Origin of the sequence: Polyangium fumosum, assembly GCF_005144585.1 — a bacterium.
Lineage (GTDB): Bacteria > Myxococcota_A > Polyangia > Polyangiales > Polyangiaceae > Polyangium > Polyangium fumosum.
Genome location: NZ_SSMQ01000076.1, coordinates 20,766 through 34,732, shown reverse-complemented (window position 1 = coordinate 34,732; position 13,967 = coordinate 20,766). Strand labels below are relative to the sequence as shown.

Annotated in this window: 10 protein-coding genes; 9 read left to right on the top strand and 1 reads right to left on the bottom strand. The window is 62.3% G+C overall.

The window, feature by feature from the left end:
* Positions 1-36: 36 nt before the first annotated feature.
* From E8A74_RS43040 to ccrA, 6 genes are all read left to right on the top strand, one after another.
* Entirely contained in the window at positions 37-2,145 is a 2,109-nt protein-coding gene (locus E8A74_RS43040) for an ABC1 kinase family protein (protein WP_136934962.1), read from the top strand.
* A 60-nt stretch (positions 2,146-2,205) separates the two neighbouring features.
* Positions 2,206-4,296, top strand: a complete 2,091-nt coding sequence (locus tag E8A74_RS43035) for an ABC1 kinase family protein (protein WP_170229811.1) — start codon at positions 2,206-2,208, stop codon at positions 4,294-4,296.
* 86 nt (positions 4,297-4,382) lie between these two features.
* A complete protein-coding gene (locus E8A74_RS43030) occupies positions 4,383-4,613 on the top strand; it encodes a DUF6200 domain-containing protein (protein ID WP_136934960.1) in 231 nt (76 codons plus the stop codon).
* Between the two features lie 66 nt (positions 4,614-4,679).
* Positions 4,680-4,928, top strand: coding sequence for a DUF6200 domain-containing protein (locus tag E8A74_RS43025; RefSeq protein ID WP_136934959.1), 249 nt, complete (start codon positions 4,680-4,682; stop codon positions 4,926-4,928).
* Between the two features lie 49 nt (positions 4,929-4,977).
* Positions 4,978-5,412, top strand: coding sequence for a DUF6312 domain-containing protein (locus tag E8A74_RS43020; RefSeq protein WP_136934958.1), 435 nt, complete (start codon positions 4,978-4,980; stop codon positions 5,410-5,412).
* A gap of 144 nt (positions 5,413-5,556) precedes the next feature.
* On the top strand, positions 5,557-6,711 hold the full coding sequence (gene ccrA, locus E8A74_RS43015) for a crotonyl-CoA carboxylase/reductase (RefSeq protein WP_136934957.1): 1,155 nt from the start codon (positions 5,557-5,559) through the stop codon (positions 6,709-6,711).
* Between the two features lie 180 nt (positions 6,712-6,891).
* Here the strand turns inward: ccrA and E8A74_RS43010 are convergent, their stop codons facing one another.
* A complete protein-coding gene (locus tag E8A74_RS43010) occupies positions 6,892-7,458 on the bottom strand; it encodes a hypothetical protein (RefSeq protein WP_136934956.1) in 567 nt (188 codons plus the stop codon).
* A 1,215-nt stretch (positions 7,459-8,673) separates the two neighbouring features.
* Between E8A74_RS43010 and E8A74_RS43005 the strand changes: the two genes are divergently transcribed.
* The 3 genes from E8A74_RS43005 to E8A74_RS42995 all read left to right on the top strand — a co-directional run bounded on the left by E8A74_RS43005 (position 8,674) and on the right by E8A74_RS42995 (position 13,924).
* Positions 8,674-12,282 carry an nSTAND3 domain-containing NTPase gene (locus tag E8A74_RS43005; protein WP_136934955.1) on the top strand — a complete coding sequence of 1,203 codons (3,609 nt, stop codon included), beginning with the start codon at positions 8,674-8,676 and terminating at the stop codon, positions 12,280-12,282.
* A 449-nt stretch (positions 12,283-12,731) separates the two neighbouring features.
* The gene (locus E8A74_RS43000; protein ID WP_136934954.1) at positions 12,732-12,962 is read left to right on the top strand and encodes a hypothetical protein; all 231 of its coding nucleotides are present in this window, start codon (positions 12,732-12,734) and stop codon (positions 12,960-12,962) included.
* Between the two features lie 548 nt (positions 12,963-13,510).
* Positions 13,511-13,924, top strand: coding sequence for a hypothetical protein (locus tag E8A74_RS42995; RefSeq protein ID WP_211365588.1), 414 nt, complete (start codon positions 13,511-13,513; stop codon positions 13,922-13,924).
* The last annotated feature ends 43 nt before the right edge of the window (positions 13,925-13,967 follow it).

The window sequence follows — 13,967 nt, the reverse complement described above, 5'->3', positions numbered from 1 at the left end:
CGGTGCCCCGGTCCCGCCTACCTGACAGTCCACCTCATGGCAACATCCAGCGATCACGTCAAAAATCCGCGAATCGAGGAGGAAAGCAGCGCTCCCGAGCGACGACTGCTCACGCTCCCGGTATCGCAACCTCTGATCCTGGAGGCCGAGGTCGTCGAGCAGGCGGAGGTCCAGACGACGATCAGCGGCTCCGTGCGGCGCCACAGACGCGGTCGATCCGACCGGTCGGTGCGTGAGCGCGACATTCAGAGGCGCGTCGCTTCCTCCCTCAAGGACTACAAGGCGCAGGAGGACATGCTCAGCGCGTTCAACGAGGGGGCGGATGCCGGCGTCGTGCGGGACATGCCGCGCCGCAAGATCTCGGGGGCCAAGCCGGGTCCTCCTCCCGAGATCCCCATGGCAAAGGTCGAGCGGTTCAAGGCGAGCACGTGGTCCACGCTCGTGCGATTCCTGTCGTGGTACCGCGTCTACATCTTCTACATGCTCGCCGTCTTCTGGGACAGGGTTCGTGGCAAGGATAGCGTGGAGTCCCGCGCGAAGAGGTTGCTCCAGAGCTTCCAGCGCATTGGCGGCTCGCTCGTGAAGATTGGCCAGCAGCTCGCCATCCGCGTGGACGTGCTGCCTTACGAGTATTGCCGGGAGCTCGCGAAGCTGCTCGACGCGATGAAGCCTTTCCCCGTCGAGCAGGCGGTCGAGGCGATCGAGCGTGCGACCGGGAAGCCTCTCGACGAGACCTTTCTCATCTTCGACCCCGAGCCCATTGGCTCCGCCTCCATCGCGTGCGTCTACCAAGCCGTGCTCAAGAACGGCCAAAAGGTGGCTGTCAAGGTGCGCCGCCCGGGGATTGGCGAGGTCTTCGCGAGGGACGTGAGGGCGATGCGCTGGCTCATCAATGCCATGGAGCTCTCCGCGATCGTTCGTCCCGGATACATGCAGAACTTCGTCCGGGAGTTCGAGGACACCGTGATGGAGGAGCTCGACTTCAGGCTGGAGGCCTATCACCAGGCTCTTTTCAGCCGCGAGGCGAAGAAGTTCAAGGTGAAGGGCAAGCAGATCTGCTCCGCGGCGGAGTGCTACCTCGACATTTCGAGCACGGAGGTCCTCATTCAGGAGTTCGTCTCCGGGATCTGGATGTCGGAGATCATCTCTGGTGTCGAGCACAAGATTCCCGAAACGCTCGCGCGCATGAACGAGATGCACATCGAGCCCAGGGTCATCTCCGAGCGCCTCCTCTACATCCAGATGTGGAGTCAGTACATCAGCAGCATCTTTCACGCCGACCCTCATCCGGCGAACATCCTCGTCCGGGAGGACAACGAGATCGTCTTCATCGATTTCGGCGCCTGCGGCGCGATGGATCGCGTCAAGAAGGAGGCCGCGCTCGATCAGCTGCATTTCATGCTGCAGAACGATCTCTCCAGCATGATCCAGTGCATGCTCGCGGTCATGCAGCCTCTCCCGCCCATCGATGTCGACAAGTTCGCGAAGGACGTCGAGGTGAAGATCGCGCAGAACCTGCAAAGGCTCATGAGCAAGCGCGCGGAATGGTACGAGAAAACGACCGCGTCGGGCTGGTTCACCATGATGAGCACGACGCAGAAGTATCAGCTCCCCATGAACCTGGATACCGTTCGGGCGTTCCGGGCCAATATGCTCTATGACACGCTCGCGCTCCGCGTCTATCCCAGGCTCGAGCCGCTGAACGTCTGGCGGAAATTCCTGAAGCAATTCGACGAGAACGCCAAGCGGGACGCGAAGAAAGCGTTGCAGAAGCGCCTCACGGGCGGATTGCTCACGGGCGCCGAAAGCAGGGCGATCGACGAGACCGTGAGCGTCGTCAGTCGCGCGATGAAATCAGCGCGCCGCTTGATGGATCAGCCGATGCTCTCGTTCTCGTACATGGTCGAGAAATCGATTTTCACCGTCGTCGAGGTCATGAGGTTGGCTATCCTTCTCTCCGCGACGCTCTTCATGGGCTCCGTCATCGCCATGGTCGTCCGCAAGGTCCAAGGTTTGCCCCTCGACATGGTCGACATCGCTCGGAGCGTCGCGACCCATACGGTATTCCTCGTTGTGGCAGGGCTCATCTCGCTCGTGAGCGTGCGACGAATCACACTCCGTCTCGGTGATCTGGATGTCTCGTAGAACGATGATGTGTCGTACCGCTTTCACCGCCGGCGAAAGACATTTAACATGGTCATGAGGATGAAAGGCGATCAAGCGCTGGAGCCCGGGAATGGCAGAGGTCCCGAGAGCGGTCCGCGGCCCACGGCGGTTTCCCACCTCCGGCTCGTCAAGGGGGATGAGAACAAGTTGCCGCGGAGGCGGTCGGTCAGCGGCGCCGTCCCGCGTACGAGGCGCGCGCTGCCCGATCAGATCGCGCGCGAGCGAGACATCGAGCGGCTCGTCTCGAGATCGCTCAAGGGATACAAGGAGAAGGTCGACCTCTTCAGCTCGTTCGCCGAGGGCGCGGACGCAGGCGTCCTCCGGCCGATCCCTCGTCGCAAGGTCTCCAGGATAGAGCCGGGTCCTCCCCCCGAAATACCGCAACCGAAGGCCGAGAAATTCGAGGCGAGCACATGGGCCACGGTCCTGCGCTGCTTCGTGTGGCTCAACATTTCCTTCGTGTTGTTGCTCGGCATCCTCATGGCCAAGCTCCGCGGGAAGGACACCGTGGAGTCCCGCGCGAAGCGGACCTTGGCCATCGTCCGGCGGCTTGGCGGCACCGCCATCAAGATCGGGCAGCAGCTCTCGATGCGCGTCGACATGCTGCCTTACGAGTATTGCCGAGAGTTTTCCAAGCTCCTCGACAACGTGAAGCCGTTCCCCACCAAGACGGCGATCCAGATCATCGAGCAGGCCACGAAGAAGCCCCTCGACGAGACGTTCCTCATCTTCGATCCGAAGCCCATTGGTTCGGCGTCGATTGCTTGCGTCTATCAGGCGGTCCTCCGGGATGGCCGGAAGGTGGCCATCAAGGTCCGGCGCCCAGGCATTGGCCGGGTCTTCGCCACGGACCTCAAGGCGATGCGCTGGATCATCAACGCCCTCGAGTCCTTGTCGATCATCCGGCCGGGGTATCTCCAGAACTTCATCAAGGAGTTCGAGGAGACCATCATGGAGGAGCTCGACTTCAAGATGGAGGCGTACCACCAGTCGGTCTTCATGCGCGAGGCCCGGAAGTTCAAGATCAAGGGCAAGCAGATCTGCAGCGCGCCGGAGGCCATTTACGAGCTGTCGAACAACGAGGTGATGGTCGAGGAGTTCGTGGACGGGATGTGGATGTGGGAGATCCTCGCGGCCGTCGAGAACAAGGACCCGGTCGCGCTCCAGCGTATGCGCGAGCTCTTCATCGACCCCAAGACGCTCGCCGAGCGCCTCATGTTCGTGCAGATGTGGAGCCAGTACGTCAGCGTGATCTTCCACGCCGATCCGCACCCGGCGAACATCATCGTCCAGGAGAACGGCAAGATCGTCTTTGTCGATTTCGGCGCCTGCGGATCGATGGACCGCATCAAGAAGGAAGCGGCCATGGACCAGCTCTACTACTTCCATCGGAAGGACGTCGCTGGCTTCGTGCAGGCCATGATCGCCTTCATGGAGCCGCTCCCGCCGATCGATATGGCGCAGTTCACGAAGGAGCTCGAGATCAAGATCGGGCAGAACCTGCAGAAGCTCTGGAGCAAGCGCGCCGAGTGGCACGAGAAGAGCACTGCACCGAACTGGTTTGCGCTCTTCAACCTGACCAAGCAGTTCAATATCCCGCTCAACATGGACACTGTGCGCGCGCTCCGCGCGAACATGCTCTACGACACGCTCGCGCTGCGCATCTACCCCGAGCTCGACACGTTCCGCGTCTCGAAGAAGTTCCTCGAGCACTTCGACGAGAACAGCAAGAGCGCGGCCGGCGTGGCGCTGCGAAAGCGGCTCTCCCGCGGCCTGATCTCCGGATCGGACATCAGAACGATCAATGATCTCTTCAACATCCTGAGCCGCGGCATGAGGACCATGCGGCGCCTCGTCGATAGGCCGATATTCAGCTTCTCCTACATGCTGGAGAAATCGGTCTTCACCGTCATGGAGATCATCCGGCTGGTCGTGCTCCTGTCCTTCGCCCTGTTCACGGCGTTGGGCGGCGTCCTCGTCTACCGAAAGCTCCACGGAATGGACCTCGAGCTCATGGCGACCCTGATGCAGGTCGCCAAACACAAGGCATTCCTTGCCGTGGCGGGGCTCATCTCGCTCATCACCGTGCGGCGCATCATGCTCCGCCTCGGCGACATGGAGGTCGAATGACCTCTTGCATCACAAGAATTGACGATGGATCCATAGTGGCTCCATCAACCCAGCCGGTTTGGCGGCAATCGCAGGAGTAGAATGCCATGGTAGAGACCACGGTTCCCATCATCGTCGACCTCGGAAAGAAGAAGCGGAGCGCGCTCAAGAGCCTCAAGCGCGGGCGTGGCAGGCTCGTGGACGAGGTGGAGCAGACGATCGACGAGATCCGCGAGGGCCTCGGTCAGGAGGCCGCGAACAAGGAGATCGTCCCCATCGTCATCGTCTATCGGAAGAAGCAGAAGCGGAGCAAGGGGCTCGGCGGAATCCTCGGGTAGGACGAGGACGGTCGGTCTGCCCGTCTGGTTCTCGCGTCGACGAGAAGACGAGAAGGAGAATGCAACATGTCGGATGAAGCGTCGAATGTGGAAGTAGAGCAGATCACTCCCATTGTCCTCAAGGTCGGAAAGAGGAAGCGGAGCGCGATCAAGGACCTCAAGCGCGGCCGTGGTCGCCTGATGGACGAAGTCGAGCAGACGCTCGACGAGGTCCGCATCGGGCTCGGCGCCGAAGGCGCGAGGAAAGAACTCGTCCCTGTGGTAATCTTGTACCGGCAGAAGGACAAGCGTCGCAAGGGGCTCCGCATCTTCTAGGCGGACCCATGAACATCGTCGTCGGATTCACGGTGAAAGGAGTCAACCCATGGCAGACGTAGCAGCACCGAACGCAGCGCCGGAGACGCCCAGTGTCGAGATTGCCGAGGCCGAGACGGGTCTGAGCCTCAAGGGACGCCGCAAGCCCATCGTCGTGCGCGTCAAGGGCAGCGGCAAGAAGCGGAAGTATTCTCGTTCGCTGAAGGGTCTTCAGCAGAGCCTGCATCGCTCCACCAAGGGTGGCAACCGCATGGTGAAGGCCATCGCGGCTGGGCTCAAGACCTACACGAAGCGCGCCGACAAGTCGTCCAAGAAGCGCCGTGACGGCATGATCCGGGACATCCTCAAGAACTCGGCTGCGGGCTTCGGCAAGACGCTCAGCAAGTCGAGCAAGGTCCCGAGCCTCATGGCGAAGTCGGTGAGCGGAAAGACGGTCCGCCGTCGCGTTCGTGTGATGAAGAACGTGTTTGGGTTCTTCCGCTAGAGTCCCGTCCACGGAGCTCCGCAGGCATACCCCCAGAGGATTGCCCGCAATGGCGCAGGCGTCGAGCAGTTTCTTGCGCCATTGCGGTCATTTCCTACCGCCCCGCATCCGCAGAGACCTGCTTCTTCGGGTCCGGATGACACGATGCAAGAACGAGAAAAATTCAGCGTGCCGCAATCGATGAATGCCTGGGTCATCCGCGAGGATCGCCACGGCGACCCAGAGCGGGCGATGCGGCTCGAGACCGTCGCGGTGCCCAGGCCCAGCGACGGCGAGGTGGTCGTGGCCGTCATGGCCGCGGGCATCAACTACAATGGCGTGTGGGTCTGCCGCGGGGAGCCGGTCGGCCTGTCCAAATTGAAGACCGGTTATGACTTCCATATCACTGGCAGTGACGCGTCCGGAGTGGTCGTCGAAGTCGGTCGGGGCGTGAAACGGTGGAAGCCTGGCGACGAGGTCGTGCTCCACTGCAACGTGAGCTGCGGTCAATGCGCGGCCTGTAACGGTTGGGATCCCCTGGCCTGCGATCAGCAAAGGATATGGGGCTACGAGGTCAACTACGGCTCCTTCGCCCCCTACACCATCGTTCAGGCCCAACAACTCCTGCCCAAGCCCCCACGCCTCACATGGGAGGCATCGGCCTCGTACGGACTCTGCCTGTTCACCGCGTACCGTATGCTGTTCACGAGAGGCCAGCTCCAGCCGGGGGAGATCGTGCTCGTCTGGGGCGCTTCGGGCGGGCTCGGTGTCTTCGCGATCCAGCTTTCGCTGCTGGTCGGCGCCATCCCCGTCTGCGTGGTCTCCTCGCCCGAGAAGGCCGAGGTCTGCCGTTCGCTCGGGGCGACCTTGTTCGTGGATCGCCGGCATCATGACCTCGCGAGTCCGGAAGGGAAGCGGAGCTTTGGCGCTGCCATCCGGAACGTCACAGGGGGCCGCGATCCGGATCTCGTCTTCGAGCACGTCGGACAGAAGACCTTCGCCACCAGCGTGTATGTGTGCAGCAAGTTCGGTCGCGTGGTCATTTGTGGCGCGACCACCGGCTACGATCTGGGCTTCGACGTACGTTACCTCTGGATGCGTCAAAAAACCATCATTGGATCCCATTTCGCAAATTCATGGGACGCTTCCCGCGCCAACCAGCTTGTGGCCGATGGGCGAGTCTGTCCGGTGGTGTCTCAGGTCTTCCCATTCGATGAAATCCCGCGGGCGCAAGCGATCCAGGCGTCGTCCGCACACGCTGGCAAGCTGGTTGCGCTGGTGGGCGCCGAACGTCCGGGCATGGGAGCGCGCTCCCAATGAACCACCGTGCCGGGCGAAGCTGTCGCGCACGTCCGGCGCGTGGATTCAAACGACGGAGCCGGATCGAGCGCCGGCGGACCGCCGAGGACGATACGTCGCCGGCCGATGCGTTGCCAACAAGCTAAGGGGCTGGCCGGACGAGAAAGTGAGGCCTGCACGCCATCGAATCTCACTTCGCGGCTAGTATGCTTGCGCCGTGAAGGGGGAGCGCATGAAGCGGTGCAAGGTTATCAGGGTCAAAGGCAGGACGAGATCCAATCTCGACAAAGCAATCACGCCTGACGCTTTGGGGCCGATAAAGGTCGTCCACCAGATCAGATTCAAACCATCGAAGGTTCTGAAGCGATTGTTGAGCTTCTGGATGTAGAGTGCTGCGGCGCTCGCGGCGGATATGCCTTTCCCGGAACGAGACCGTCTCGATTGGGAAGCCGGTGCGCTCGAGCATGATCCGCAGCGCTTCCCCGTCGTCCGCTTCCAAGGGAGGCAGCACACGAGCGGTTCAACGTGGCGAAGGAATGGCGCAAGGTTGCGACCGTTCCTCGCATTGGTTTTCTCCCCACGACGGAGCCGGAATTCGATTTTCTCGATTTCGAGGAGGCCACGCGCCTCGTCGACGCCAAGGAGCCGGATTTCCACCCGATGATTCTGCTCGGCCTCCGGACCATCCGGGCTCGGCGATCGATCTGGCAAGCATCCCGTCTGGCGGACCTGCCGACGCGCAGGGCTCCCGCTGATCGACATGACCATGCGCTACGCCCACCTCTTGCCGGAGGCCGGACAGGACGCCTTGCTCCTGCTCGATGGCCCGGTCCGAGAGGATCGGTCCGGGCACCATCGGGTAAGAACGGCTAAGTAACGCGGCAAATTTTAGTGGAGGCGCCGGGAATCGAACCCTGGGAAGCGGGATCCGGAAAGTCCATGCGAGACGCGGACTTGGCCCTCGAAGTGCCGGAGATCGTTGCGGAAGGTTCGTTCCGCGGCGCCACGCCTCGTGCCGGGGGAGTCCGTGGTGTGGTGCAGGGTCGCGGCACATGGACGGCACATGGGAAACGGTGCCGGGAAGGGTCGCCGGAGCCATTGGGCCTGAGCGACATTTCCACCTGACATGCGGCGCAGACTTCGGGCGCTCCTGGGGCTCGCTCGCCCCCATGAGGGGGACGCTTCACGTCATCGAGCGCGGGGAGTCGACGCCGGTCATCCTGACGGTTATCCCCTGCGAGCTGCGCGCTGTTCTCGCCACTCTCGGCCCGACGCGACGCCGACCGCACGAACAACGACCGTCGGCTCTGACGTCGAAGAAACGCGGTAAGTCCCCGCCGAGCGTCGCTCCTCGTTCACGGGCCCCGTCGGCTCTGACGTCGAAGAAACGCGGTAAGTCCCCGCCGAGCGTCGCTCCTCGTTCACGGGCCCCGTCGGCTCCGACGTCGAAGAAACGTGCCGAGCCCCCCGCCGAGCATGATCGCCCTGGCATCGCGAGCTTCCTGCGACGTGGGCGAGTTGCCCGAGGTTCCCACGCATGCGACCGCCAGCTTTAGCGAGCAGATCGCACCGCGTTAACAGACCGTGCCGACGTATGTCGGCCCGCCTGTCCGTTTCGTCGACGGGGCCGGGGGGGTGACGGACGTCCGGGGCGCCTGACTCCAAGCGGTACTTGCTGCCCCCATCGCGACGCACAGAAGCCCACGGTCCTCCTTCCGCCATCTCCCGGGTCGGCGTTCCTCGTGAACAGTACGCCGTTCTCCGCCGCCTCGTGCTCGTTGTCGAGGGGGCGGCTGCAAGGCACGGCGTGAGCTGGCCTGCGGCCAGCAAAGCGCTCGCGTCGACTCGCCCGAGGAAGGGGGGCTGCCTGTCACCCGGCAGGAAGCATGGTAGGCGGTAACAAGTCTGCAGACTTCTCAAGATCATGGTAGCCTGGGTTGTCGACGACGGAAGGCGTTGACCAGCCGTTCCCGGATCCATGTCATGAACCAGCCCGGCCGTACTGCCTACCGTGGGTTCGAGTACCAGATCCAGGTTTCTGTCTGGCTATCGCTCGAATTCCTTATCAACAGCCTCTCGCAGGACGGTGCGACGGTCGTTGTCGAGCCCCTTGAAGGTGAGGATCTCGAGATCCTCCAAAGGTGCGACCTTGATACCGACACCAGCGGGAAAGCAACGGGCCTCAGCGCAACGATGGCCTCGGCGGCGCGCTACCTCGTGCAGATCAAGGCTGCGGGAGCCGGCTCATGGCCACCCGGTGCCTTGGAGGAGATGTTGGTCGGCCCGAAGGCCAAGGATAAGAAGAAGCAAAGCGGGCGGAAGTGGCCTCTCGAGACCCTAAAGCAGGATGCCAGGGCAGCGTTTCTATTTGTAACCGATGCAACTGTTTCGCCCTCGCTTAAGCCGTTTCTAGTCGATACTCCAGTTTTTACACCGCGACCAATTGGCAAGCATGACGACAGCGACGCAGACGAGGAGAACAACGAGGGTTTTCCAAAATCCCTCCGCCTAGAACCGGACGAACTGCGAGGGCGTGTCGGACTCGTGCAGATGTGCCCTATCGGCGTTGTGGCCAGTCATGTAGACAAGATTCTTGCACGCAAACTGCACGTGCCTCACGCAAAGCGAGAAGGTTGTCGCAAGCGCCTGGCAGCCCGAGTGCGTGAGGCAATGCTCGATGAGAGCAAAGGTGCGTTGACAGCAGAGGAGATTCGTGCGGTCGCACGAGAGCACGGCGGTTTGCCCGAAGGCCCTTCGCCGTTTGTTGAGCCGCATAATTTCGATGAGCTTCGCCAGCGGTTGAATAGCAATTTCGTTCTTCTGCTTTTGGGAGAACCAGGCGTCGGTAAGACGACTGCCGCAGAGAGGCTCCTGTACGAGCACCAGACTCGCGACGAGCCATTCTACATTGTAAAACCAGGTGCACCGCGCGATCTCCGGTCCCTGGAGCGGGAGACCGAGCCCACGCTCATTTATGTGGAGGATCCGTTCGGACGGTTCGATCCAGCCGACCAGGGCCACGAATGGAGCATCGAGCTGGACCGGCTGTGTCAGCATGTCCGCTCGGACATTCGGTTGCTTATTACCTCACGCACGAGCTTCGCTGCGCCGCACCTTGGGCCGCACGCGCCAAACATCAGAGCACACCGGGTGCAGTTCGAGGAAGGTCGCATCGACGGACGTGCGCTCCTGAAGGAGTACTTGGAAAAAGCGCGATTTGCCGATTCCGGGGCCCGGGGTTGGATCGAGGCGCGGGCTTCCTTGGTCGTCGAGAAGCTCACGAGGCCGATAAGCTATTCTAATTTCGTCGGTCGCGCGGCGAAGGTGCCAGTGAAAGAACGAACCGACGAACGCCTGGAGCGTCTCGCGAGCGAGTCTGCAGTGGTTGAGCTGGGGAAGGAGCTCGAGGAGACCTTCAAGAGATCGTCGCCGGGCGAGTTGCGTGGCCTCGCGGCTGTTTGGCTGGCACTTGCAGCGTGGCCCTACGCGTCGGAGCAGGCCCGGCGACTGCAGCAGTTCGAGGACGACCTTCTCGACATCGAAGGGGAGGTCTCCGGCGCCCTCGGCAAGCTGCGTGAGCATCGCTGGCTGCGTCTACGTTTAGACGTGTGGCAGATGCATCCAATTTATCTCGAAGCGTGTCTCAATGTCTTGAAGAAGAATACTGCCATCACGGGCCGCGTCGTCGAGCACCTGATGGAGGCCCACCTGGCTCGAAACGATATTCAGGGGCTTGAGGACCTGCTCGGTGCCACAGCGGGACGTATTCGCGTGCGCGACAATATGGCTGCGAGGATTCGAGAGGGTGCACGTGAGATTCTTAGGAGAAGCGCACATATCGACAAGAACGCGCAAAGTAAGGAAGATTGCTTCGCTGCAGCGTTGACCTTGCTCGCAGAGCACGGGCAGCGGGGTGAGCATTCCCTGGACGCCTTGGCGGCCGCGCTATGCCGCAAGCCCGGGTACGGCCGCAAGAGCGTCGGTCTGGGCTGGGGGTTTCCACAGTGGCTTCCGCCCAACTGGGACACCAATACCGCTGCCCGCGTCAACGAGGATCCTGATACGGCGCCCATCGTTCGCGCGTTCGTTCGGCGAGGCTTGCCAACCCTCCCCAGCGGGTACTTCCGAGGGGCCTCCAGCCTCGTGGACTTCTTGTATGGTCTCGCTGATGTATCTGCGGAATTCGACCACCTAGCAATCACGTTGGATGACTTCGACTATTTCGAGGCCGATGTTGTCGCGGCAGGGGCTATTCGGTCGAAGACCGTAGACGTCGAGAAGCTGATCAGTCGAGCGATCAAGCTGGTGGAATCAGCAGAGGCGTGGGCCTCTGCTCAGGCTCCGGTAGACGAGGATTCATATGCGGCATCGGACTGGCTGAGTGAAGAGTACCAGCGCCATATAGGCCCTGCGCATGCGTTGATCGACGCGATCCTCGACCAGCAGGCACGCATGGGTAAGCATGATTGGGCCGCTTCTCGCACTGAGCCGGTTATCTTCGAGCGGTTCGTTCACAGGGTCAGAAATGGCGGAGAAAAGAGCGTGGAAGTCATTCGGTGCGTCCTCAGCGTCTGCCCCGGGCATCTACGCGCAGCCATTGTCGAGGCGGCAGCGGTTAGGCCGGACGCCGCAGATCAGGCCATCGCACTCCTACAGAGCGTCCCCTCGCATGACTGGCCAAGAATAATGAGGAGGTGGATCGCGTATCATCTCGATGACGATGAAGCCGAGCGAAGACGCCGAACGGAGCATGTGAGAGCTTTCGTGATGGCGCAGATGGCAGCGCTGGCACCATATGAACGAGTAGCGTTGACCTATGATTTCCTCGCATCCGAGTCTACTCGTGACCTTGGCGAATATATTCGCGCGCAGCTCGACGACGCCGGACGTTCCGCCATCGCAGCTTTGGCCTCGGAGCCTGGTGCCACGACAAGCTTATGCATCGATCTACTCAAAGAGATCGCAGACTCACCGGGGGATGCCGCTGAGCGGGCGCTCATCGCGCTGGCTTGCGAGGGTCGCCCGGTGGAAGCTCTGATTGAAGCTTGGCTGAACCCAACCGGCGATGTGGATCGGGCGATCGCTGCTCTGGACGCGGCTGCATGCTTATCTCAAACCGTTACAATGCGATGCGGGAGCCTGGGGCTCGAGCACGATAGGGCCCGCGTTCGCAAGCACGCTCTCTCGATTCTTGCAGCCCACCGCGAGGACGAGTGCGCCACGGAGGCCATTCTCACGGTCCTCAAGGATCCGACAGCAAGCGTTCGTATCTTTGCAGCGGACGCGCTTGCCGGGCGGGCTTCCTCCTTGGCATGGATGGCGCTTGTCGGAATGCTCAGGGATAACTCCGACACCTCGGACGCTGCCAATCATGGTTATGGTTGGCACGACGACGAATACGAGCCCGAGTACGGGGTCGCTGTCGCGGCGGCGCATGCCCTCACGGCGCTTAAGCCATGGCCCGCTGAGCTCCAAAAGGCTGTGGACGAATTCCTGGCTTCAGCTGCCGCCACGCGCACAGACGTGCGGCGCGTGTTTGAGGGCGTTCGTGAGCTCCATCAAGTTTCAGAGGGATCGGCGCAGGTCGGTTGACGGCCTATCCTTACTCCGGCTCCGTGCACACTCCGCTCGCCTGCCGCAGTGATCTCGAGGGCGCGTAAGTCCTCGCCCAGCCTCGTCTTGCTCGACGCCGGCAGACGTGGCAGGGCCGACCGGCGGGGTTCCTGGCGGGGCCGGCTGGTTCGTCGCAAGCGATCAATACTCCGCGCGCGCACCGATGCCCTCATCGCACCGCCTTCTGCACGGATAGCAAATAGCCTGCTCGCCACCCTATCTCCCGACCGAGAGCTCGTGCGGTAGCGCGATCCGCGCGCAGCGCGGCCATGAGGAAGCGCGTGAGCCCGCTCCACAGGCGAGCGTGAGACCCGCATGCCGAACAAGCGCGACGGGAGCTTGCTTGCCGGCAGCCCGATCCTACTTGAGACATCTCCCCCTTGCCAGGGTTGGAAAGGTGGGCCAGATGTGGCGTCAAAGGGGGATGTATGCGCGAGCCGAACGAAGAAAACTCTGGTGCCTGCTTCCAGAGGGAAGTCGACGAAATGTACGGCACGAATGAGGCGGAGCCATCTCCGGAAAAACCGAGCGATGTAGATGAAGGCTCTGTCCTCGAAATTGGCGATTACTCGCGCAGCCCCGAGCAGGAGGCCCGCGACGCTGGCTTCGACTCCCAGGAGGAATACGAGGATTATCTGGAAGATCTAAACGAGAGTTGAACTCCGTCGAGCCCATCAGTCGTCGAGCACCGCCACAAGCACTGCATTCTAGCGGCGATCTGGTCCAGGGTTTAACGTGAACCCTGACACAGCCCGCTGGCCCGGCGGGTATTCGAACCTGCCGCGTTAATATCGGTGCAGCTCGCGCAGGTCTCCGTCTCCTCGGCTGGCATTTGCCCAGTTCGCCAGCCCACCTCACGATGCGCGGCGTCACCCCAGAGCGTCCAGCGTCAACCTTGGTGAAAAATAACCGAGGTTGCCGGGCCGGTTTCCTGGCGGGACGACGCTGACGGAACCTTCTTGATCGCGAGCAGTAACCCCTCCCTGCGTCCCTGATCGCGATCAGCCGCAAACCACCGAACCTCGCTCCACGGCGGGCAGCTCAAAGCTGGCCGCGCTCGACGCTGACCGGATTTTTTCTTCCGCCCGCCGGACGTCTTTTGCCGCCGGTGCTCGGCACGGGCGACGCGGCCCAGCGGCTTCTCCGCTAGATTCGCGCCGTTCACACAGCTTCCTCCTGCGGCACGCGTCCTGCGATGGCGCACCTCATGCGTGCTGCTTCTTTGCCTTCGCCTACACGAGCCAAGCACCACTTCCTCCTCCGCGCCGCGGAGCGCGGCCTCCGCGCCGACGTGCGCGACTTCATCCTCACTTACGGCTGCGAGCTCCAGGCTGCCGGCGCAACGCACCTCGTCGTCCTGGTGCGCCGCCTGCCGGCCGCACTTCGCGAGACAGAGCTTGCCCGCCGCGCCCGCGGCTGGATCCTCATCCTGGGGGACGACCACCTGCCGGTGACCTGCTACCGCAGGTTCGATGCCACCCGCGCGCTGCGGCGCAAGCCCAAGCAGCGCCCCTCGCCGGAGCAGCGACCTTCCCCTGAAGGACAACCGGTAAGTTTCTTCCGCCTGCCGGAACTCGACTTCCGGCCTGTCCTTGGGGCAGCATCCATCTGCCGCTCCTGAGTCGACTTTCGATATGGCCGGGATGCTGGCACCGTTCGTGCTC